Here is a 21,579-nt window from a genome sequence, read left to right on the forward strand (position 1 = left end):
CCGGGACTCGATCCGGCGGCGGTGAAGTCGGGGCAGACCATGTTCGCCTGTGACGCGCTGAGCAGCGCGTTCCGGGGCGACACCGACCCCCGCGATTTCACCGGTTCCTACGTCCTGCTCGCCTCCCGCGAGCAGAGCGGGCCGATCACCGGACAGGCGATCTCGGTGGCGGCGCCGCCCCCGGAATCACCGCCGGAGTCACCACCACCCTGATCGGCCGGGCCGCCCTGGTCACCGCCCGCACCACCCGGGCCCTTCTGCTCGGCCTGTCCGGCCGAATCGCCGCTGCCCTCGGCGTGCACGCCGCTGCCCAGATCGATCTGGCAGCCGAGCAGGTAGCCGGTCTCGATCCGGCCGCCGGTCACCTTGACACCGTCCGGTGCGGTCACGTGCACCGAGGTCACGCCGGACACCCAGGCGTTGCGCGACAGCGGGTTGGCCGCCAGCGAGCCGGAGAGGGTCGCGTGCTCACCGCTGCGGTCCACCTCGATGGTCAGACCGTCGCGGGTGCTCAGTTGAATGTGCCCGTCGGGCAGCCCCACCTGGGTGTCGGCCTGTGCCGTGCCGACACCGGCCACCAGCATCGGCACACTGGCGAGGGCGACGAACGCCGTGCCCAGTGCCCCGCGTACGGCCGGACCACGTTTCCCCATCCCGTTGCGCCCCATCCCGTTCGTCCCCGTCGCATTCGTCGTGGCAGACATGTCGTTCATCCGATGCTGAAGGGCTGGCCGTAGAGGGTGACCTCGGCCGAACCACTGTCGTTCTTCACGGTCAGGGTGCTGAAGGCCCGCGCCTGCGCGTATCCGGCGCATCCGCTGACCTGGACGGCGCGATCGGCGTAGGCGACACCGACCGCCCCCGCCGTCGGATCGAGCTTCTTGGTGTCGAACTTGACGGTCGCCACGCCACCGGGCACCAGATTGATGTTGGGATAGATCTCGGGATAGGCCGAATTCGGCGAGATGTAGATGTCACCGCCGATCGTGACGCCGCCGGACAGGTCGACCTGGCAGCCCACCACGTAGCCGGTGACCAGATTGCCCGAGGTCGCGCCGTCGATGGTCGCGAAGACCGTCGCGGACATACTCGCCGTGCGCGACAGACCGTTGGATGCGATCGATGGTGAGATGGTCGCATGTTCGCCGGAGCGCGTGAGGTCCACCCGAACCCCCGTCGCCGTCGTCAGGGACTGCTCGCCGTCGGGCAGCGGCACGAACGTATCCGCTTGCGCCACCGCGGAATCGAATGTCATGGCCGCCGCGCAACCGAACAGCATCGCGGCAAACCCCAGCCCCGCACCGGCGGCCCTGCGGCCACCGGACTCATTTACCTTCATAAGTTACCTTCATCGGTTTCGAACGTTCGACACTGTCAGCAAACGCCGCCCACGCTCACACCCACAGATGAACGGAAGCTGTCAGCAACCTGCGCGTTCAATGTGAATGCTAGATATTAACTGGCATCAGCGGACCCCGACTGTGTACCCTACCCGGCCGCAACTCTCGAGAATGCCATTCTCGCTGGGTGGTATGACTATTACACCGAGTCAGGAAGTGAGACGACAGCATGGCCATCCATTACGAGACGCAGGGCCGCACCGCACTCATCCGCATCGACAATCCCCCGGTCAACGGGCTCGGGCACAGCACCCGCGAGGGTATCGTGTCCGGACTGCGCAGTGCCCTCGACGATTCCGGCATCGATGCGATCGTGCTGACCGGCGGCAACGGCTTCTTCTCCGCGGGTGCGGACATCACCGAATTCGGCACCCCGAAGTCCGGCGCCGCGCCGACGCTCAACGAGGTGATCGCCGCGCTGGACGCCGCCGGCAAGCCGGTGGTCGCCGCGATCGAGGGCACCTGCCTCGGGGGCGGGCTGGAATTGGCGCTCGGCGCGCACTACCGGGTCGCCACCGCCGCCAGCAAACTCGGTTTGCCAGAGGTCAATCTGGGCTTGGTTCCGGGTGCCGGCGGCACCCAGCGCCTGCCGCGCGCACTCGGCTTCGCGACGGCCGTGGACATGATCACCAGCGGCGCACCGCGAACCGCCCGCGTCCTCGCCGCGATCGACGGGCAGCGACTGCTGGACCGGGTGGTGGACACCGACGCGGTGGCCGCGGCCATCGACTTCGCCGCCGAGATCGCCGCGACCCGCCCGCTACCGCGGGTCCGCGACCTGATCGCCGCCGGTGATCCGGCGGCCGCCGCGCCGCAGCGGGCCGCCCTGGTCGCGCGCAGCCGCGGCTTCCTCGCCCCGATCGCCGCGTTCGATCTGGCCGCGACGGCGGTGACCACCGCCTTCGACGAGGGCCTGGCCGCCGAGCGCGCCATCTTCACCGGCCTGGTGGCCGGTGAGCAGTCCGCCGCGCTGCGGCACGCCTTCTTCGCCGAGCGCGCCGCCCGCAAGATCCCGGGCATCGGCCCCGACGTCCGGCCGCGACCGGTGGCGAAGGTCGGCGTGCTCGGCGCCGGCACCATGGGCGGCGGCATCGCGATGAACTTCCTCAACGTCGGCATCCCGGTCACCATCCTGGAGACCGTGCCGGAGGCGCTGGACCGCGGGCTCGGCGTGATCCGCCGCAACTATCAGATCCAGGTCGACAAGGGCAAACTCGCCCCGGAGGTCCTGGAACAGCGCATGGCCCTGCTGACCCCGACCCTGGACTACGCCGACCTGGCCGACAGCGATCTGGTCATCGAGGCCGTGTTCGAGGACATGGACGTCAAGCGCACCGTCTTCACCAAGCTCGACGAGGTGGTGAAGCCGGGTGCGATCCTGGCCTCCAACACCTCGACGCTGGACGTGAACGCGATCGCCGCGGTCACCTCCCGGCCCGAGGACGTGGTGGGCCTGCACTTCTTCAGCCCCGCGAACGTGATGAAGCTGCTGGAGATCGTGCGCGGCGACCGTACCGCCGACGACGTGCTGGTCACCGCCATGACCCTGGGCACGCGCATCGGCAAGACCGGTGTGGTCGCCGGAGTCTGCGACGGTTTCATCGGCAACCGGATGCTGTACAACTACCGGGCGGCAGGCTTCGCGCTGCTGCGCGCGGGTGCGACACCGGCCGAGATCGATTCCGCCATCGAGGGTTTCGGTTTCGCGATGGGTCCGTTCCGGGTGGCCGACCTGGCCGGCAACGACATCGGCTGGGCGATCCGCAAGCGCCGCTACGCCGAGGATCCGGACGCGCCCCGCGAGGAGATCGCCGACTCGCTGTGCGAACTGGGCCGCTACGGCCAGAAGACCGCGGCGGGCTGGTACGACTACGACGGCCGGACCCCGAAGCCGAGCCCGGTGGTCGCGGATCTGCTGGCGGCCTACTGGGACAAGCACGGCACCAAGCCGCAGACCTTCGACCCGGACGAGATCGTGCAGCGGCTGGTGCTCGCCCTGACCGACGAGGGCGCCCGCATCCTCGAGGAGGGCTTCGCCCAGCGCGCCTCCGACCTCGACGTGGTCTACCTCGCCGGTTACGGTTTCCCGCGCCATCGCGGCGGGCCGATGTGGTACGCCGACCGGGTCGGACTGCCCACGGTGGTCGCCGCGCTGCGCCGGTTCCACGAGGGCGAGGAGTACGAGCCCGCGCCGCTGCTGGTGCGGCTGGCCGAAACCGGCGGCAGTTTCGACTGAGCCGGTGACGCCTTCGGCCGGGCGGAGATCCCGCCGCCCGGCACGTCGGCTTGCCCGGGTGCCCGCGGCCGCGTGTCCGGCGGCCGCGGACGCCTCCGGCTGCCCGGCGGCCGCACTTTTCTCCCGCCGCCGCACACATCGACCGCTGCCCGGACGCCTCCCGGTGGCCGCGCGGCGCATCGGCGTCACCCGGCCGCGATGTCCGGCCGGCGCGCATTCGCGCGCGGCACTGTCGGCGGGGTCCGCACCGGATGACGCAAACCGTGGCCAATAACTAGATGAGCGCTTACTCTCTTTTATGGTGGCCGCACGGGCGCGAGGCGACGTGCGGCGCTCGCGAGAGAGGATTTCCATGCCGACGAACGCCGCACTCGATCGACAGTCACTGCCGTTTCTGGCCCGGGGGCCCAAGCGCCTGCTGATCGGCGGCGAGTGGGTCGAATCCGCTTCCGGCCGAACATTTCCGAGCATCGATCCGTCCACCGGCACGGTGATCGCGGAGATCGCGCAGGGCGACCCGGCCGATGTGGACGCGGCGGTGGCCGCCGCCCGGCAGGCGTTCGAGGGCCCGTGGCGCGCGCTGACCCCGGCGGCCCGGCAGTCGATCATCTGGCAGATCGCCGACGTCCTCCAGGCCGACATGGCCGAACTGCGGCGGCTGGAATCCGCCGACATGGGCATGCCGATCGGCCGCGATCCGAGCGCCGGCGCGGACAAGGCGGTCGAGGTGCTGCGCTACTTCGCCGGTTTCGCCACCAAGATCCACGGTCGCACCCTGCCGAATTCGATGCCGTGGCAGATCCTCACCTACACGTTGCACGAACCGGTCGGCGTGGTCGCGTCGATCATCCCGTGGAACAGCCCCATCAACAACGTGCTGTGGAAGCTGGCGCCGGTGCTGGCCAGCGGCTGCACGATGGTGCTCAAGCCCGCCGAGGAGGCGAGCCTGGTCGCCCTCCGGATCGGCGAACTGCTCGCGGAGACCGACCTGCCCGCCGGTGTGGTGAACATCGTCACCGGCTTCGGCGAGGCGGGCGCCGCGCTGGTGGAGCATCGCGGGGTCGACAAGGTCGCGTTCACCGGTTCGACCGCCACCGGTCAGGCGATCGTGCGCGCCGCCGCGGGCAATCTGAAGAAGCTGACCCTCGAACTCGGCGGCAAGTCACCGGATGTCGTGTTCGCGGACGCGGATTTCCGGCGCGCGGTACCCGGCGTCGCGATGGGCGTGTTCGGCAACTCCGGCCAGGCGTGCTGCGCGGGCACCCGAATCTTCGTGCAGCGCGCCATCTTCGAGGAGTTCTCCGCGGCGCTGGCGACCTACGCCGCGAAACTGCGGGTCGGCGCGGGCCTGGATCCCGAGACCCGGATCGGGCCGCTGGTCTCCCAGGCCCAATTGTCCCGCGTCACCGGCTATCTCGACATCGGCAAGGAGGCCGGGGCGAAGGTGCTCGCGGGCGGCGCCCGGATCACCGAGGGCGAGCTCGCGAACGGGTACTTCGTGCCGCCGACCCTGCTGGCCGACGTCACCGACAACATGGCGGTGGTGCGCGAGGAGATCTTCGGCCCGGTCGGCTGCCTGCTGCCGTTCGACACGATCGAGGAGGTCGCGGAGCGCTCCAACGACACCGAATTCGGTCTGGCGGGCGGTATCTGGACCACGAACCTCGGCAACGCGCATCGGCTGGCCGCGCTGATGCGCACCGGCACGGTCTGGGTCAACACCTACAACCTGTTCGATCCGGCGGTCCCGTTCGGCGGCTACAAGATGAGCGGCTGGGGCCACGAGAACGGGCCGGACGCGCTGAGCCAGTACCTCACCACCAAGGCCGTCTGGGTCCGTACCGACTAAACTGCGCCACACCATGATCGACGACACCGACCGCAGCATCCCGGCCCGGCTGCTGCGCGTCGCCGCCGCACACCCCGATCAGGAAGCGGTGGTCGACGGCGAGATCCGGATCACCTACGCACGATTGGCCACCGCGATCGTGCAGGCCACCCGGTCGGCGCTCGCGGCGGGCATCCTGCCCGGCGACCGCGCCGCCATCCTGGCCCCCAACGGCTATCGGTGGATCCTCGCCGCCCTGGGCATCCTCGGCGCCCGCGGCGTCGTGGTGCCGGTGAACACCCGCTTCAAGGGCGCCGAGGCCGCCGACGTGCTGGCCCGCTCCGGGGCCCGGATCCTGTTCACCGACAACGACTTCCTGGGCATCGACTTCGCGCAGCTGCTGGCCGAGCACACGGCGGCGCTGCCGGAGCCGATCCGGGTGGTCGTGATGAACGGCCCCGCGCGCGAGGATGTCCCGTGGCACCGGTATCTCGGCGACGGCCGCCTGGTCGCGGAGAGCGCCGCCACCGCGCGGATCGCCTCGGTCGGGCCCGACGACCCGTGCGACATCCTGTTCACCTCCGGCACCACCGGCCGGCCCAAGGGCGCCGTGAGCACCCACGGCCGGTTGCTGCGGCTCTACGACGACTGGAGCGATATCGTCGGATTGCGTTCCGGCGGAAGGCAACTGGTGATCACGCCGTTCTTCCACTCGTTCGGTTACAAGGCCGGGTGGCTGGCCACGCTGCTGCGCGGGGCCACCGTCGTGCCGATGGCGGTGTTCGATGTGGACACCGTGCTGGCGACGGTCGAGCGCGAGCGGATCACCCTGCTGCCCGGCCCGCCCACCCTGCTCCAGGATCTGCTCGACAGCCCCGACCGGGACCGCTACGACCTGACCTCGTTGCGCGCCACCGTGATCGGCGCGGCGACCATCCCGGTGGACCTGATCCGGCGGCTGCGCGACGAGATGACCTTCACCACCGTCCTCAGCGGTTACGGCCTCACCGAGACCAACGGGCCGGCCTCGCTGTGCCGCGCGGACGACGACCTCGACACCATCGCGCACACCGCCGGGAAGGCCATGCCCGGCACCGAGATCCGCATCGTCGACGGCAACGGCACGGAACTGCCGCCCGGCGCGCACGGCGAGATCGTCATCCGCGGCTACCACCTGATGACCGGCTATCTGGACGATCCGGTGGCGACCGCGGCCGCGATCGACGGCGCGGGCTGGCTGCACACCGGCGACCTCGGCCGCCTGGACGAGCGCGGCTATCTGATGATCACCGGCCGGATGAAGGAGATGTTCGTCGTCGGCGGCTTCAACGTGTACCCCGCCGAGGTCGAGGAGTTGCTGCTCGGCCACGAGGCACTGGCCCGGGTCGCCGTGGTCGGCCTCCCCGATACCCGGCTGGGCGAGGTCGGCATGGCCTTCGTGGTGCCGCGTCCCGGCGCCACCGTCACCGCCGACGAGCTGATCACCTGGGCGCGTGCGCGAATGGCCAACTACAAGGCGCCCCGGTACGTCGAGATCTGCCCCGCGTTACCAACCAATGCGTTGGGTAAGATCCGCAAGGACGAACTGCTCGCACGCGGCCTGTCCCGCGCGGACGCAGCACACCGGAGGTGAATGGCACATGGGTATCCGCCTGTCCCCCGACGAGGCCTGGGAGATGCTGGCGCAGTCGCACACCGGCATCCTGACCACCCTGACCGCCGACGGCCGGCCGGTGACGCTGCCGGTCTGGTTCACGGTGCTCGACCACGCGATCTGCCTGCAAACCCCGCGCTCGGCGAAGAAACTGTCCCGGATCCGCCGCGACCCGCGGGCCTCGTTCCTGGTGGAAACCGGTGAACTGTGGGCGGAACTGCGCGCGGTGCACCTCTCCGGCGAGATCACGGAGGTGGACGATCCGGCGCAGGCCGAGCGGATCGCGGAGAGCATCGAGAAGAAGTACGCGGCCTTCCGCACCCCGCAGCAGGCATTGCCCGACGCCACCCGCGACCACTACGCGCAGATGGCATATCTGCGTTTCGTCCCCGACCCCCGCATGCTCACCTGGGACAACCGCCGGATCACCACCCGGACCGGATAACCACGGCAGCCGCCGGACTCCGTATCCAACCGGTCAAGAATGATATTCTCCTGATTCGGATTGTGCTTCTCAAAGGAGTTCGGCAGTGACCGACAGCGATGCCCGCGCCGTGCTGCATCTACCCGCCCGGGACATCCCGGTTCCGGTGTCCGTCAGCGAACAGGCGCAGGCCATCCTGGCGCTCGGCCCGCTGGCCCCGTCCCCGTCGTGGCCCGCCCTGGACGACCCCGACGGCTGGCGCACCCTGATCGCGGATCTCGACGCCCGCACCCTGCGGATGGCCCCCGGTTCCGGCGCCCCCGCCGAGGTCGAGGAGATCCCGGTCGGTCCCGCCCGCGTCCACGCCATCACCCCGCCCGGCGTCGACCCCGGCGACCGCCGCACCTATCTGGAGATCCACGGCGGCGGCTTCATCCAGGGCGGCGGCGAACTGTGCCGCGCCCGCGGCATCGACAACGCCCACCGCATCGGCCGGCACTGCTGGTCGGTCGACTACCGCATGCCCCCCGACCACCCCTACCCCGCCGCCCTCGACGACTGCGTCGCCGCCTACCGGGAACTGTTGCGGCGCCGCGAACCCCACGAGATCGTCATCGGCGGCGTCTCGGCCGGCGGCAATCTGGCCGCCGCCACCGTCCTGCGCGCCCGCGACGAGGGCCTGCCCCTCCCGGCCGGCGTCGTCCTCGCCACCCCCGCCGCCGACCTCACCGAATCCGGCGACACCTGGCAGACCAACCTGGGCCTGGACAACCTCCTCGACCACTCCCCCACCCCCGCCCTCTACGCCGGCGACCACGACCGCCGCAACCCCTACCTGTCCCCTGTCTTCGGCGATTTCAGCCGCGGCTTCCCCCCGGCCCTGCTGCTGTCCGGTACCCGCGACATGCTGCTGTCCGACACCGTCCGCCTGCACCGCGCCCTGCGCGCCGCCGACATCCCCGCCGCCCTGCACGTCTGGGAGGCCGCCGCCCACGGCGGCTTCCTCGGCCGCGCCCCCGAAGACGCCGAACGCACCCGCGAGATCCGCCTCTTCCTCACCGAATGCTGGGGTGCGGACGCATAGAATCGCGGCATGGTCGCGATCTTCGACTGGGCTCGACCCGACAACATCAGCCGGAACCGATCACGCTCGACATCTGGCGGGAACTGCCCGAGGACTTCTGCCGCTTGGTGGAGGTCGTCAACGGCGACGCCGTGCGCGGCGAGTCGCCGAGCCGGGCACATCAGAAGGCGATCCATCGGCTGCTCATCATGCTCGAGGTACCCCGGGCCACGATCCGGCGGCCCGACATCGCCTTGTTCGACTGCGTGCCGCCGGATGTCCGTCCGGTTCCGGCCCGCAATCTGAAGGTCATCGTCGAGGTCATCTCACCCAGTCACGTGAAAACCGATCGGCTGGACAAGATGAACGAGTACGCGGCCGCCGGGATCCCCTGGTACTGGCTGGTCAGCGTGTCCGATACCGAGGTCACCGGCATCGAGACCTACGCTCTCGACCACGGCGTCGGCCACTACCGGCCGGCCCGGATCCTGAAGCCGGGCACTGGATTCGCCGTCGACCTACCGATCCGGATCCAGATCGACTGGGAGCGGCTCACCGATCTCGTGCGCTGAGTCCGGGCGGCGGGTGCGGCGGGCGGCGAGGAAGTCGCGGACGATGCGGGCGCAGTCGGCGGGGGTGGCCGGGCGCAGGCCGGTCAGTTTCAGGAAGATGATCGGGCCGAGGAGCTGGGCCAGGACGAAGACGCGGTCCTGGTCGCCGAGTTCGGCGCGGGCGGCGGGCGTGTCCAGGACCCGGTCGAACGGCACCCGGTAGTGCTCGATGACGCTGGCGCGCAACGAGTTCACCATCGGGGAGCGGCCGTCGGGGGCCGTGGGGGCGGGGCCGATCCCGAGGCCCATCCAGGCCAGGGTGCTCAGCTGCGCGGGCGCCTGCTCGATGGCGGCGGTCTGGGCGATCAGCAGTTCGGTCAGTTGTTGTTCGACGGTACCGTCCGGCGCGGGCGGAACCACCTGCGGCAGCAGCCGTTCGAAGGCGGCGGCCAGCAGGCCCGCGCTGTTGCCGAAGTTGCGGTAGAGGGTGGTGCGCGCGACCTTCGACGCCCGGGTGACCGCCTCGACGGTGACCGCCTCGATCCCCCCGGAGGCCAGCAGTTGCGTCGCGGCCGCCAGCAGCCGATCCCGCGATCGCAATTTGCGCGGATCGACCGACTCGGAATCACCGGGGAGCAGCGGGGCTCGACTCATCACTTCCATCCTGCCGGACATCACAGTGCCCGAGGGTTTCCCTCGCCTCGGGCAGTCGCTACGCTACCGAAAGTAGCGAAGCGATACCATTGGTATCGAAACTGTGGAGGCGCTGTGACCGACCAACAAGTACACGTGCGCCCCGGCACGCCGGCGGCCTGGCGGCGCCGCTGGACCCTGATCGTCTCCTGCCTGGGCGTGGGCCTGGTGATGGCCTCGATGGCGGCGCTGTACACCGCGCTGCCGGAGATCGCCACCGTCACCGGCGCCACCCAGGGCCAGCTGACCTGGATGGTCGACGGCTACACCCTGGTCCTGGCGGCCCTGCTGCTGCCCGCCGGCGCGCTCGGCGACCGCTACGGCCGCCGCGGCATGCTGATCGCGGGCCTGGTGGTGTTCTGCGCCGGCTCGGTGCTCGCGCTGTCGATGCACGACCCGATGTGGGTGATCGTGGCCCGGATGATCTCCGGAGTCGGTGCGGCACTGGTCATGCCGTCGACGCTGTCCATCCTGACCAGCGTGTTCCCGCCGGAGCACTGGGGCCGGGCGGTCGGCATCTGGGCCGCGGTCGCCGGGTCCGGCGGCGTGATCGGCCTGGTGGGATCCGGTCTGCTGCTTCGCTTCTGGTCCTGGTCCTCGGTGTTCGTGGTGCTGGCCGCGGTCGCCGCGGCGCTGGCGGTGGCCGCGATCGCGATGCCGGGCTCGCGCGAACCCGACCATCCCCGCATCGACCTGCCGGGCTCGGTGACCTCCGCGGCGACGGTCGGCCTGCTGGTCTACGGGCTCACCGAGGCGCCCGAATACGGCTGGCGCGCACCGCTGACCATCGCGCTGTTGGCGGGCGCGGTGGTGGCCGGGGTGCTGTTCGTGGTGATCGAACTGCGCACCACCCGGCCGCTGCTCCCGGTCCGTTTGTTCGCGCATCGCGCCTTCAGCACCGGCGTCTTCTCGCTGATGCTGCAATTCCTGGTCACCTTCGCGCTGGCCCTGCTGATGGTGCAATATCTGCAACTGGTCCTCGGCTACAGCCCGCTGCGCTCCACCCTCGCCGTGGCGCCGATGGCGGTGCCGCTGCTCCCGCTGGCCGTGATCGCGCCCACGCTGATGCGCTGGGTGGGGCTGCGCTGGCTGACCGTCGCCGGCCTGGCCGCGATGGCCGTCAGCCTGTACCTGCTGACCCGGCTCGATCCGCACACCGGGTACGGCGCGATCGTGCTGCCGCTGGCGCTCGCCGGCGGTGGGATCGGTCTGTGCGCGACCCCGGCCACCGCCGTCATCATCGGCACCACCCCCACCGCCAAACACGGTGTCGCCGCGGCGGTCAACGACGCCGCCCGCGAGATCGGTGCGGCCATCGGCATCGCCGTCTCCGGTGGCGTGCTCGCCGCCGGATACCACCACCGCATCCAGGCGATCCTGCCCGGTCTCCCCGAGCAGGTCCGTGGCCCCGTCGGCGACTCGCTCGCGGGCGCGCTGGCCGTCTCCGCGCATGCCGGTCCCACCGCCGCACCCCTGACCGCCGCCGCGATCGACGCCTTCATGCACGGTATCCACCAGGCCATGGCGGCCCTCGCGATCGTCGCCGCGTTCGGCGTCGTCGCCACCCTCGCCGCCCCCGACACCCGCCACGCCGAACGCCTGGCGGATCCGGAACCCGGCGCCGGACGCTGACCGACGGCGACCGGAGACCCCGATGGCCGGGCCCCGCGGCGGTCCGAAATCCGTTGCCAGCGTGATACTTCGGCCCTCGCACCCCTTGCTGGACATTCCCCTCGCGCCGCACCCTTTTCCGGTGCCCCGAGGCGTTACGGTGAGGCGGCAGATCCGGACCGACAGAGGGGGAACGATGACGGCAGCAGTCCCCGCGGTACCCACCGCGGCAGCGTGGATCACCGAGGGCCACCATTTCACCACCCATAGTGGGCACCGCATCCACTACCGCCGCCGCGGTACCGGCCCGATCCTGCTACTGCTGCACGGCTTCCCCACCTGGTCCTACGACTACGCCCCGGTGGCCACCGAACTGGCCCGCGACCACGACGTGATCACCGTCGACTTCCTCGGCTACGGCGCGTCCGACAAGCCGCGCGGCCACGAGTTCACCGTGGCCGAGTCCGCCGACACCGTCGAGGACCTGCTGGCCCACCTGAATCTCGGTGCCGCACATCTGATCTGCCACGACTACGGCGACACCGTCGCCCAGGAGCTACTGGACCGCCGCCGCACCGGCGCTCTGCCCTTCACCGTCGAGTCGCTGGTCCTGCTCAACGGCGGCATCGCCTACGACACCTACCGGCCCACGCTGGGCCAGCGCCTGCTCATCACACCCGTACTCGGCCGAGCGATCTCGAACGCGCTGAATCCCCGGCTGCTCCGCCGCGCCCTCGATGCCGTGCGGGGCGACGTGAAGCTCACCGACGCGGAATTCGCCGAACTGTGGGTCGGCATGTCCCGCGACAACGGTCACAAGCTGGCCTGGCGGCTCATCCGCTACAACCGTGAACGCGCGACCCAACACCCCCGCTGGGAGGCCGCCCTCACCACCTTCGACAAACCGCTGCACCTGATCTGGGGCCCGGCCGACCCGGTATCCGGCCAGCACGTCCTCGACCGCGTCCTGTCCCGCCGCACCGCCGCCACCACCGTCCTCCCCCGAGTCGGCCACTTCCCGCAATCCGAGGCCCCGTCCGCCGTCGCCGCGGCCATCCGCACACATGTGGATGGTGTGCGGTGAACGGTTCGGCCCCGAGCCGAGCTACCGCGACTGCCGCCACGCCACGGTGAACGCCACCGCGGCCACCAGCGGCCCGAGCACCCGCAGATGATTCCCCCACGTCCACTCCGACAGATAACTCCGCCAATAATCCGCCGCCGCAACCGAATCCGGATCCATTCCGAGCAGCTGATCGTTGCGCGGCACATGAAAGACGATGGTCATCACGACAGCGACCAGATAAGCCACCGCCCCCACGATCAACCACACCGCCCCCGCCCGCCCGAGATGAAACACCCCGTACACCCCCAGCACCACACCGGTCAGCGCCGTACCCATCAGCACGAACATGAACCAGAAGGTCGGCGCCTCCTTGTTGATCGAATTCATCGCCGCGATCCCCTGATCCGCCGGTAGCCGACCCAGTGCCCGCATGACGAACGAGGAGAACGCGTAGAAGATCCCGGCGCACAACCCACTGGTGATCGCCGTATAGAGCACCAGCCCGCGAACGAAAGCATTGTCGATGGTCATGCACTCATTACAGAGCCGATCCCCCGAGACCCTCCATGGCCGACAGTCGCATCCCCATACGCGATCGTCCACGCCAATGACCTTCTCACGCATGCACCCACTACCGTCACCGGCATGGACGCCCTAGCCGCCCTGCTCGACGGCCCCCGCGCACGCGGAGCCTTCCTGCTCCGCTCGATGCTCACCCCACCCTGGTCCATGCGCATCGAGGACCAGGCCCCCGTCTCGGTGATCGCGGTGGTCCGAGGCCACGCCTGGATCCTCCCCGCCACCGCCCCCGCCGTCCACCTGGGCATGGGCGACGTGGCAATAGCGAAAGGCCCCGACCCCTACACCGTCTGCGACGACCCCGCCTCTCCACCCAGCATCGTCATCCACGCCGGCCAGATCTGCACCACCATCGACGGCACCGACCTGTCCCAAACCATGGACCTCGGCGTGCGAACCTGGGGCAACGACCCCGACGGCGACACCGTGATGCTCACCGGAACCTACGAAACCGCAGGCGAAATCAGCCGCCGCCTCCTGACCGCCCTCCCCCCACTGCTGGTCCTCCCCGCCGACGCCTGGCAATCCCACCTGATCCCCCTGCTCCGCGAGGAAATAGTCAAGGACGACCCCGGCCAGGAAGCCGTCCTGGACCGCCTCCTCGACCTCCTCCTGATAGCCGTCCTCCGCACCTGGTTCGCCCGCCCCGACACCCCCACCCCCGCCTGGTACCGAGCCCGATCCGACCCGATAGCCGGCCCAGCCCTCCGCCTCCTGGAAAACAACCCCGCCCACCCCTGGACCATAGAATCCCTGGCCCTCGAAATAGGCATCTCCCGAGCCGCCCTCGCCCGCCGCTTCACCACCCACGTCGGCGAACCCCCCATGACCTACCTCACCAACTGGCGCCTCTCCCTCGCCGCCGACCTCCTCCTCGAAAACCCGAACACCACACTGGAATCCATCGCCACCAAGGTCGGCTACACCACCCCCTTCGCCCTGAGCGCGGCGTTCAAGAGGGTCCGGGGAGTGAGTCCGCAGGACTATCGGCAAGCGAATTCGTGAGTGCCAGCGCCCCGGCCATCCGATGGAACGGGCCTGCCCGAGGCACCGGACACGCTGCGTACGCAGTGGCCACCGCGTTTGCCGCTGGACAACGATCATGTGATGACGACCGGACCAGTTCGAGGTCAAAGGGCAAACCAGTCGTCGATGGCACTGTCCGACAACTGCATCTTTCCGACGTATTCCTGCACTTTCCGTCGCTGCTGGCCGACCAACTCCGCAACAGCGGAGCCGAGTTGCCCGTCGAGCCAGTCCCGGATCCATTGCAGCGCCTCGCCGCTGGGCCGATTCGTCTTGTCGTTCCGGGCTTTGCCGCCATCGAATGCCATGCGGTAGAGCCCGTATGCGGGACGCAGAGGCGGTAGTCTCAACAGATCGGCACGTCGGACGGCTGATCGCGCAACCCGGAATCCGCCGGCATCGATATCGCCGAAATACCAGAGCCTTTGTGGCGCCGGCGAATCGGCCAGTGCAGACAATCGAGTGGCCACCTGATCGCCAGAGCCCCAGACGGTCCGCCCTTGAAATCCGGCTTCGCGAGCTCGAGCACTGATGGAATGGTACGTGGTGAAGTTTTCGATGATCAGCCAGTCACCATCGCCGAGGATGGTCTGTTCGACGGGCGGCCAGCATGGGAAGGCTTCGAGCAGTTGCCAGGTCAGCCGACCGGGCGTAAACAACGGGCCCAGTACCACAGTGTCGAGGACTTTCTCGTCGTGGAAAATTTCCAGCGAGCGTTCGCGCATCGGCACCGCAGTCCCCTGCCGGTGGCTGAGCCAGGTGTTCACTGCGATCAAATGCCGTTGGTCGGTTGCAGTCAGCGCGGAGTCGTCCCGAGTCCCGAGAAATTATCAAACCTGTGGATGACGGGAAGGACGCCTGTCGACATACCCGCAACCCCCTGTCGTCACCACACCAGGCAGATCCCCGATTCGACGTGGCGACTTCGAGCATGCTATCGGCAACTACAGCCGGTATGTTTCGAACCAGCCCTGGCGCGCATTATTCGGCGGGGTCGAGCTCGTTCGGGGCACCTGCGGCAACGTCCATGGTGAATACCAACTCTCCGAAGACACTCAGACCTGTCCCGCGACCCGCCTGCTGATCGAAGCGCTCAAGACGTCCAGTTCGGCGAGAACATCGGTAGCGGCCCAGATCCGGTTGCGTTTGCTGTCGGAGATGACTTCGAGAACACCCGCTTCGGTCAATCGGCCGAGGGCACGGTAGGTGCTGGTCTCCACGGTCCCTGCGATCTGTTGTGCGTTGTCCACGTTGAGAATCGGAGTATCGAGCAGTCCGGCAAGCAGGGCCTCGTCCGCCGAATTGGCTCTCGGACGCGCCATTTCGCGCCAGCGAGCCGGAAGTGCGGCGAGCGCCTGGGCAGCCTCTTTTGCCGCCTCGGTCGAATGCAGGGCACCCACCGAGACGTACCGAACGAATTCATCGACTTCACCGTCTCGGTATCGGTCCAGGTGAGTGAAGTATCCGGCCGTGTCGGCAAGCATGACCGACGCCAACGGAACAGTCACTTTCCGCGTCAGCCCTCTCCTGTGCAGAACAGCACTGATCAGGGCACGACCGATCCGTCCGTTGCCGTCGGTGAAGGGGTGGATCGACTCGAACTGAGCGTGAGCGATGGCCGCCTGAGCCAAGATCGGCAGATCGGTGCGATTGACGAATACCAGCAAGTCGTCGACCAAATCCGGTACCAGTTCCGGAGGCGGCGGGACATGAGCCGCATGGAGCGGTGTGTAGTCGCTTCCGCCGATCCAATTCTGGACGTCGCGCAGCTGTCCTGCATCGCGAGCGGCGTAGTAGTCCGGCGCCATGAGCAATCGGTGGGCTGCCAGTAGGTCAACGAGTGTGATCGGCCCCGCTCCGGCCGCATCAATCAGCGCGATCAGTGCTCGCACCGCGGCAAGTTGCGCCTTCGCTTCGTTACTCGCTTTCCCGCCGGCCACCGCCTTGCTGAACGCCCGCCATCCGGCGTCTATGTGCTCGATCTTCGATGATGCCACCGACTCGCTACGGAGCAAGAAGTCGGCCAGCGGCGCCAGATGCTCACCGAAGCCTGCCTCCAGACCGGCGATGGCGATCAGCGCCGCCTCGTGCGCGCGCCCGACCGCTCCTGTCGGGTCATAATCCAGCTCAGCGATCGACGCCGGGATGGATACCGTGATCGAGTGCAGGGTGCGATCCGCCCTGGACCCCTGTCGCTGACGCGGTGTCCACACACGCTGCTCGACCCGGTGACGCGGCCATTCCATGCTGTCTCCGCTCAGATTCACACATGACGAGCCCGGATAGCTGCGCTTACTACTCTCAAACGCAACTACGATTGCCCATACTTGCGTTTGGCACCACAAAACGCAAGTAAGAGGTGTGATAGTTGCGTTCTGCCCGGGAACAGCAATTGCCGACGACGAAGATCGCAGTGCAGCACGCTGGATATCGACGAACGAATGTTCTGGGCGGTCGAGTGTCCCGCGCTCGAACGCCGATGCCGTAGCACATTCCTGGTGGACGCAGAGGGGATCGAACCCCCGACCGCTGGTGTGTAAAACCAGTGCTCTACCGCTGAGCTATACGTCCGGATCCCCACCGGTGGGTGACGGCCCGCGGCGGAGAGGGTAACCGTGGGGCACACGCCCGCGGTGGTTTACGAATCTAACGCAGCGAGCGCCTTCTCCCAAGCCGCCTGGTCACGGGCCTCGCCGGGGGCGTTCATCTCGGCGAAGCGGATGATGCCGTCCTTGTCGACCACGAAGGTGCCGCGGTTGGCGAAGCCCGTGGCGTCGTTGAAGACGCCGTACGCCTGGGCGACGGCGCCGTGCGGCCAGAAGTCGGACAGCAGTGGGAAGGTGTAGCCCTGTTCGGCGGCCCAGATCTTGTGGGTGGGGGACGCGCCGACCGAGATGGCCAGGATCTCGGCGCCGTCGTTCTGGAACTTGGGGAGCTCGTCACGCACCTTGCACAGCTCGCCCTGGCAGATGCCGGTGAAGGCGAGCGGGTAGAACACCACCAGGACGCTCTTCTCCCCGCGGTAGGCGGAGAGGCTGACCTCCTGGTTGTTCTGGTCCTTCAGCGTGAAATCCGGCGCGACCGTGCCCACTTCGAGCGGCATGCGGATTCCCCTCTCGTCTCGGGTTCGCGGGGCGGGATGTGCCCGCCCCGGGAGAAACCTTAGTCGCGAGGGGGCTCAGCGCTGCTTCGAGGGCGTCTTGGGCTGCATCAGTTTGGTGCCGGTCCAGGATCCGAGACTCACCGGTGTGGTCGACGTCAGGCCCGCGGTGGGTGCGGATTCGGCGATCTCGCTGGGATCGACGTGCCCGGAGTGACCGGTCTTGGGTGTCAGTACCCAGACCACTCCATCGTCGGCCAGCGGCCCGATGGCGTCCATGAGGGCATCGACCAGGTCACCGTCACCGTCTCGCCACCAGAGCAGGGCGACGTCGACGACCTCGTCGGTCTCCTCGTCCAGCAGGTCGGAGCCGATTTCCTCCTCGACTTCCGATCGGAGTTCGTCATCGGTGTCCTCGTCCCAGCCCAGTTCCTGAACCGCCATGCCATGTGAGATGCCAAGCTTCTGAGCGTAGTTCTGCGCGTCCGCCGCGGCGACCACGGTGGTCTCCTCCTCAACTCCCGACAATATGTAGTTGCAAGCGAACATGGTTATGCGCCTCAGCGCAAGCCGATCCGCCCAATTCCGCCCCGAAATGTCGCGTATCAGCGCGAATCTCAGCGGGCCGGGCACGCCCCCCGCACGGCGTTGAGCGCGTCGTTCACCCTTTTGCTGGCGTCGTTGAGCGCTCCGACCGGGGAGGTGTAGTTCATCTTGCGGGATTCCGACGCCAGATCGCGCGCCGCCGACACATAGTCGGTGAACTTCTGCGCCAGGTCCGGCGGCAGCAGATCGGCGGCGGAGTTGACACGGCTCTCCACCGTGCGCGCGGCGTCCTCCAGCGTCTGCGCGGCGTCGTCGCGCTTGGCGTCCTGGTCCGGCGCGTTGGAGTCGTGCGCGTCGACGAAGTCGTTGTACTTCGTCACCGCCACGCTGGTGGTATCCCGGAACGGATTGCAGTTGTCACCGATCGCCTTGGTCTGCGCGGCTGCCTTGCGCGACGAACTGGCCGCGGCCACGGACGACGCCATCTCGGTGCGGTAGGAGGCGGCGTCCGCCTGGTTCACCGTCGCCGTGCCGTGCACCGAACTGGAACACCCTGCTATCACGAGACCACCGGCGACCGCCGCGATCGCACATGCCAGCCCGAACCCTCGTGGGTTGAGCAGTCCCATCATCCTCCCCGCTCCTCGAAAGGCACTCGAGCGTGTCCTGTCGTGGCGCCGACCATGTTTCATCACCGGCGCAGCTTGCCTAGCGAACCGTACTGGATTTCCTACTGTCATGATGACCTGGGCCGCATCATCGGGAAGGATGTGAGGTGCGCCCCAACCATTGTCCAGCATCGGCCGGCCCGCGCACCAACGGAGCCGACCGGGGTTAGAGCCATCCGCTTGTCCACCCTTGTACGAGGAGCATGGAATTTTGACCGACCTGATGCACCCGATGTCGTCGAGCTCCACCGCCAACGGCGCCACAGCCGACCAGGGGTCGGCGCACGCGCGGCCCGCCGGTGCGCGCGTACGCGTGATCCGGGAGGGGGTGGCGTCGTACCTACCGGACATCGATCCGGAGGAGACAGTCGAGTGGCTGGAATCCTTCGACGAGATGCTCGACCGCGAGGGCCCGGGACGCGCGCGCTACCTCATGCTGCGGTTGCTCGAGCGCGCCGGTGAGCGTCACGTCGCGATCCCGGCGCTGACCTCCACCGATTACGTCAACACCATCCCCACCGAGAACGAGCCGTGGTTCCCCGGCGACGAAGAGGTCGAACGCCGCTTCCGCGCCTGGATCCGCTGGAACGCCGCCGTCATGGTGCATCGGGCACAGCGGCCCGGTATCGGTGTGGGCGGCCACATCTCGACCTACGCCTCGTCGGCGGCGCTGTACGAGGTGGGTTTCAACCACTTCTTCCGCGGCAAGGACCACTCCGGCGGCGGCGATCAGGTCTTCATCCAGGGCCACGCCTCCCCCGGTATCTACGCCCGCGCCTTCCTGGAGGGCCGCCTCACCGAGGCCCAGATGGACGGGTTCCGCCAGGAATACAGCCACGGCGGTCCCGGGCACGGTCTGTCGTCGTATCCGCATCCGCGGCTGATGCCGGACTTCTGGGAGTTCCCCACGGTGTCGATGGGCCTGGGCCCGATGAACGCCATCTACCAGGCCCGGTTCAATCACTATCTGCACGACCGCGGTATCAAGGACACCTCCGATCAGCACGTCTGGGCGTTCCTCGGCGACGGTGAGATGGACGAGCCGGAGTCGCGCGGCCTGATCCAGGTGGCCGCCAACGAGGCCCTGGACAACCTGACCTTCGTCATCAACTGCAACCTGCAGCGTCTCGACGGTCCGGTGCGCGGCAACGGCAAGATCATCCAGGAGCTGGAGTCGTTCTTCCGCGGCGCCGGCTGGAACGTCATCAAGGTGGTCTGGGGCCGTGAGTGGGACGCGCTGTTGCAGGCCGACCGCGACGGCGCACTGGTCAATCTGATGAACTCCACCCCGGACGGCGACTACCAGACCTACAAGGCCAACGACGGCGCCTACGTCCGGGAGCACTTCTTCGGCCGCGACCCGCGGACCAAGGAGTTGGTGAAAGGTCTGTCGGATCAGCAGATCTGGAACCTCAAGCGCGGCGGCCACGACTACCGCAAGATCTACGCGGCCTACGCGGCGGCGCTGGCACACCAGGGCCAGCCGACGGTGATCCTGGCCAAGACCATCAAGGGGTACGGGCTCGGCAAGCACTTCGAGGCGCGCAACGCCACGCACCAGATGAAGAAGATGACGCTGGCCGACCTGAAGGCCTTCCGCGACGTGCAGCGCATCCCGATCACCGACGAGCAGCTGGAGGCGGATCCCTATCTGCCGCCGTACTACCACCCGGGTCCGGACGCCCCGGAGGTCCAGTACCTGCTGGACCGCCGCCGTGCCCTCGGCGGCTTCGTGCCGGAGCGGCGCTCGACGGCCAAGCCGTTGCAGCTGCCCGGCGACGAGCCCTACCGCTCGGTGCGCAAGGGTTCCGGCAAGCAGAACGTCGCCACCACCATGGCGTTCGTGCGCTTGATGAAGGAGCTGTTGCGGGACAAGAACATCGGTGACCGGATCGTCCCGATCATCCCGGACGAGGCCCGTACCTTCGGCATGGACTCGTGGTTCCCGTCGCTGAAGATCTACAACCGCAACGGCCAGCTGTATACCTCCGTCGACGCGGAACTGATGCTCGCCTACAAGGAGAGCCCGATCGGGCACATCCTGCACGAGGGCATCAACGAGGCCGGGTCGACGGCGTCGTACACCGCGGCGGGCAGTTCCTATGCCACGCACGGCGAGCCGATGATCCCGCTCTACATCTTCTATTCGATGTTCGGTTTCCAGCGCACCGGCGACGGGTTGTGGGCGGCGGCCGATCAGCTGACCCGCGGCTTCATCCTGGGCGCCACGGCCGGGCGCACCACGCTGACTGGTGAGGGCCTGCAGCACAACGACGGCCAGTCGCTGCTGCTGGCGTCCACCAATCCGGCGATGATCGCCTACGATCCGGCGTTCTCCTACGAGATCGCCCACATCGTGCGGGACGGCCTGCGGCGCATGTACGGCGGCGGGCAGCCGGCGCCGGAGTCGACGGCGCTGCCGGGCACGCATCCGGCGATGGCGGCGGACGGGTTCGGCGGCGAGAACATCAACTACTACATCACCTTGTACAACGAGCCGTACCCGCAGCCGGCCGAGCCGGACGATGTGGATATCGAGGGTCTGCTCCAGGGCATCTATCTCTACAAGCGCGGCGGGGACGGCGAGCTGCGCGCCCAGATCCTGGTGGCCGGTGTGACCGTGCCCGACGGCCTGCGCGCGCAGGAACTGCTGGCCCAGGACTGGAACGTGCAGGCCGACGTCTGGTCGGTGACCTCCTGGAGCGAACTGCGAAAAGAGGCGCTGGCCAAGGAGATCGCGGCCCTGCACCACCCGGAGGCGGAGCCGGGCGTACCGTATGTGACCAGGGCGCTGTCGCAGGCCCCCGGTTTCGCCGAGGGCAACGCCGGACCGTTCGTCGCGGCCTCGGACTGGATGCGCTCGGTCTCGGACCAGATCCGCAAGTGGGTGCCCGGCGACTACACCACGCTCGGCACCGACGGCTTCGGTTTCTCCGACACCCGTCAGGCGGCGCGCCGAGTGTTCAACGTCGACGCCCAGTCGATCGCGCTGGCGGCGTTGTCCGCGCTGGCCCGGACCGGCAAACTGCATCCGGCCCTGGTCAACCAGGCCGCCGAGCGGTACCGCATCCACGACGTCGACGCCGCGCCGAAGTCGCTGTCCAGCAGCGAGGAGTAGAACCGGAGGTGGGTCG

At 68.5% G+C, this 21,579-nt stretch carries 18 protein-coding genes, 1 tRNA gene and 1 pseudogene; 10 read left to right on the plus strand and 10 right to left on the minus strand.

What is annotated here, in order from left to right; genetic code table 11:
* Positions 1–188: 188 nt before the first annotated feature.
* Together LBW94_RS44315 and LBW94_RS42455 are read right to left on the minus strand one after the other, a co-directional pair.
* Positions 189–815, minus strand: a pseudogene (locus tag LBW94_RS44315) (MspA family porin); the annotation flags it as partial.
* Positions 710–1,339 (minus strand): MspA family porin, encoded by a 630-nt coding sequence (locus LBW94_RS42455; protein ID WP_225060345.1) that lies wholly within the window; start codon positions 1,337–1,339, stop codon positions 710–712. The pseudogene LBW94_RS44315 and the gene LBW94_RS42455, both read right to left, overlap by 106 nt.
* A 230-nt stretch (positions 1,340–1,569) precedes the next feature.
* Between LBW94_RS42455 and LBW94_RS42460 the strand changes: the two genes are divergently transcribed.
* From LBW94_RS42460 to LBW94_RS42485, 6 genes are all read left to right on the plus strand, one after another.
* Complete coding sequence (locus tag LBW94_RS42460) at positions 1,570–3,636, plus strand: 3-hydroxyacyl-CoA dehydrogenase NAD-binding domain-containing protein (protein ID WP_225060344.1); 2,067 nt, start codon at positions 1,570–1,572, stop codon at positions 3,634–3,636.
* 352 nt (positions 3,637–3,988) lie between these two features.
* Complete coding sequence (locus LBW94_RS42465; protein WP_225060343.1) at positions 3,989–5,485, plus strand: aldehyde dehydrogenase family protein; 1,497 nt, start codon at positions 3,989–3,991, stop codon at positions 5,483–5,485.
* A 13-nt stretch (positions 5,486–5,498) separates the two neighbouring features.
* Complete coding sequence (locus tag LBW94_RS42470; RefSeq protein WP_225060342.1) at positions 5,499–7,097, plus strand: FadD3 family acyl-CoA ligase; 1,599 nt, start codon at positions 5,499–5,501, stop codon at positions 7,095–7,097.
* A 7-nt stretch (positions 7,098–7,104) separates the two neighbouring features.
* Entirely contained in the window at positions 7,105–7,563 is a 459-nt protein-coding gene (locus LBW94_RS42475) for a pyridoxamine 5'-phosphate oxidase family protein (RefSeq protein ID WP_225060341.1), read from the plus strand.
* Positions 7,564–7,648: 85 nt separating this feature from the next.
* The gene (locus tag LBW94_RS42480; protein WP_225060340.1) at positions 7,649–8,626 is read left to right on the plus strand and encodes an alpha/beta hydrolase; all 978 of its coding nucleotides are present in this window, start codon (positions 7,649–7,651) and stop codon (positions 8,624–8,626) included.
* 107 nt (positions 8,627–8,733) lie between these two features.
* Complete coding sequence (locus tag LBW94_RS42485) at positions 8,734–9,177, plus strand: Uma2 family endonuclease (RefSeq protein WP_225060393.1); 444 nt, start codon at positions 8,734–8,736, stop codon at positions 9,175–9,177.
* On the opposite strand, the gene LBW94_RS42490 is transcribed toward LBW94_RS42485, so the two are convergent.
* Positions 9,124–9,819: a TetR/AcrR family transcriptional regulator gene (locus tag LBW94_RS42490; RefSeq protein WP_225060339.1), complete on the minus strand. Its 696-nt coding sequence runs from the start codon at positions 9,817–9,819 to the stop codon at positions 9,124–9,126. The genes LBW94_RS42485 and LBW94_RS42490 overlap by 54 nt on opposite strands.
* A 105-nt stretch (positions 9,820–9,924) precedes the next feature.
* On the opposite strand from LBW94_RS42490, the gene LBW94_RS42495 reads away from it, so the two are divergent.
* Together LBW94_RS42495 and LBW94_RS42500 are read left to right on the plus strand one after the other, a co-directional pair.
* Positions 9,925–11,481: an MFS transporter gene (locus tag LBW94_RS42495; protein ID WP_225060338.1), complete on the plus strand. Its 1,557-nt coding sequence runs from the start codon at positions 9,925–9,927 to the stop codon at positions 11,479–11,481.
* 175 nt (positions 11,482–11,656) lie between these two features.
* The gene (locus LBW94_RS42500) at positions 11,657–12,544 is read left to right on the plus strand and encodes an alpha/beta fold hydrolase (protein WP_225060337.1); all 888 of its coding nucleotides are present in this window, start codon (positions 11,657–11,659) and stop codon (positions 12,542–12,544) included.
* A gap of 21 nt (positions 12,545–12,565) precedes the next feature.
* Here the strand turns inward: LBW94_RS42500 and LBW94_RS42505 are convergent, their stop codons facing one another.
* Positions 12,566–13,057, minus strand: a complete 492-nt coding sequence (locus LBW94_RS42505; protein WP_225060336.1) for a DUF1772 domain-containing protein — start codon at positions 13,055–13,057, stop codon at positions 12,566–12,568.
* Between the two features lie 114 nt (positions 13,058–13,171).
* On the opposite strand from LBW94_RS42505, the gene LBW94_RS42510 reads away from it, so the two are divergent.
* Positions 13,172–14,110, plus strand: coding sequence for an AraC family transcriptional regulator (locus LBW94_RS42510; RefSeq protein WP_225060335.1), 939 nt, complete (start codon positions 13,172–13,174; stop codon positions 14,108–14,110).
* Positions 14,111–14,235: 125 nt separating this feature from the next.
* Here LBW94_RS42510 and LBW94_RS42515 read toward each other — a convergent pair whose 3' ends face one another.
* The 6 genes from LBW94_RS42515 to LBW94_RS42540 form a co-directional block, all read right to left on the minus strand.
* On the minus strand, positions 14,236–14,898 hold the full coding sequence (locus LBW94_RS42515; protein WP_225060392.1) for a Wadjet anti-phage system protein JetD domain-containing protein: 663 nt from the start codon (positions 14,896–14,898) through the stop codon (positions 14,236–14,238).
* A 288-nt stretch (positions 14,899–15,186) separates the two neighbouring features.
* On the minus strand, positions 15,187–16,377 hold the full coding sequence (locus LBW94_RS42520; RefSeq protein WP_225060334.1) for a Fic family protein: 1,191 nt from the start codon (positions 16,375–16,377) through the stop codon (positions 15,187–15,189).
* Between the two features lie 250 nt (positions 16,378–16,627).
* A tRNA-Val gene (locus tag LBW94_RS42525) sits at positions 16,628–16,702 on the minus strand.
* A gap of 67 nt (positions 16,703–16,769) precedes the next feature.
* The gene (locus LBW94_RS42530) at positions 16,770–17,234 is read right to left on the minus strand and encodes a peroxiredoxin (RefSeq protein WP_225060333.1); all 465 of its coding nucleotides are present in this window, start codon (positions 17,232–17,234) and stop codon (positions 16,770–16,772) included.
* 75 nt (positions 17,235–17,309) lie between these two features.
* Entirely contained in the window at positions 17,310–17,732 is a 423-nt protein-coding gene (locus LBW94_RS42535) for a DUF3052 domain-containing protein (RefSeq protein WP_225060391.1), read from the minus strand.
* A 116-nt stretch (positions 17,733–17,848) separates the two neighbouring features.
* The gene (locus LBW94_RS42540; protein WP_225060332.1) at positions 17,849–18,409 is read right to left on the minus strand and encodes a hypothetical protein; all 561 of its coding nucleotides are present in this window, start codon (positions 18,407–18,409) and stop codon (positions 17,849–17,851) included.
* A gap of 247 nt (positions 18,410–18,656) precedes the next feature.
* Between LBW94_RS42540 and aceE the strand changes: the two genes are divergently transcribed.
* Positions 18,657–21,563 carry a pyruvate dehydrogenase (acetyl-transferring), homodimeric type gene (gene aceE / locus LBW94_RS42545; protein ID WP_416277068.1) on the plus strand — a complete coding sequence of 969 codons (2,907 nt, stop codon included), beginning with the start codon at positions 18,657–18,659 and terminating at the stop codon, positions 21,561–21,563.
* Positions 21,564–21,579: the final 16 nt, after the last annotated feature.

It is taken from the genome of Nocardia sp. alder85J (assembly GCF_020176955.2).
Lineage (GTDB): Bacteria > Actinomycetota > Actinomycetes > Mycobacteriales > Mycobacteriaceae > Nocardia.

Coding starts and splice junctions, on each gene's coding strand:
- LBW94_RS42505 (WP_225060336.1), bottom strand. CDS start 13,057: ATGACCATCGACAATGCTTTCGTTCGCGGGCTGGTGCTCTATACGGCG.
- LBW94_RS42520 (WP_225060334.1), bottom strand. CDS start 16,377: ATGGAATGGCCGCGTCACCGGGTCGAGCAGCGTGTGTGGACACCGCGT.
- LBW94_RS42540 (WP_225060332.1), bottom strand. CDS start 18,409: ATGATGGGACTGCTCAACCCACGAGGGTTCGGGCTGGCATGTGCGATC.
- LBW94_RS42470 (WP_225060342.1), top strand. CDS start 5,499: ATGATCGACGACACCGACCGCAGCATCCCGGCCCGGCTGCTGCGCGTC.
- LBW94_RS42510 (WP_225060335.1), top strand. CDS start 13,172: ATGGACGCCCTAGCCGCCCTGCTCGACGGCCCCCGCGCACGCGGAGCC.
- LBW94_RS42490 (WP_225060339.1), bottom strand. CDS start 9,819: ATGGAAGTGATGAGTCGAGCCCCGCTGCTCCCCGGTGATTCCGAGTCG.
- LBW94_RS42455 (WP_225060345.1), bottom strand. CDS start 1,339: ATGAAGGTAAATGAGTCCGGTGGCCGCAGGGCCGCCGGTGCGGGGCTG.
- LBW94_RS42460 (WP_225060344.1), top strand. CDS start 1,570: ATGGCCATCCATTACGAGACGCAGGGCCGCACCGCACTCATCCGCATC.
- LBW94_RS42530 (WP_225060333.1), bottom strand. CDS start 17,234: ATGCCGCTCGAAGTGGGCACGGTCGCGCCGGATTTCACGCTGAAGGAC.
- LBW94_RS42475 (WP_225060341.1), top strand. CDS start 7,105: ATGGGTATCCGCCTGTCCCCCGACGAGGCCTGGGAGATGCTGGCGCAG.
- LBW94_RS42500 (WP_225060337.1), top strand. CDS start 11,657: ATGACGGCAGCAGTCCCCGCGGTACCCACCGCGGCAGCGTGGATCACC.
- LBW94_RS42465 (WP_225060343.1), top strand. CDS start 3,989: ATGCCGACGAACGCCGCACTCGATCGACAGTCACTGCCGTTTCTGGCC.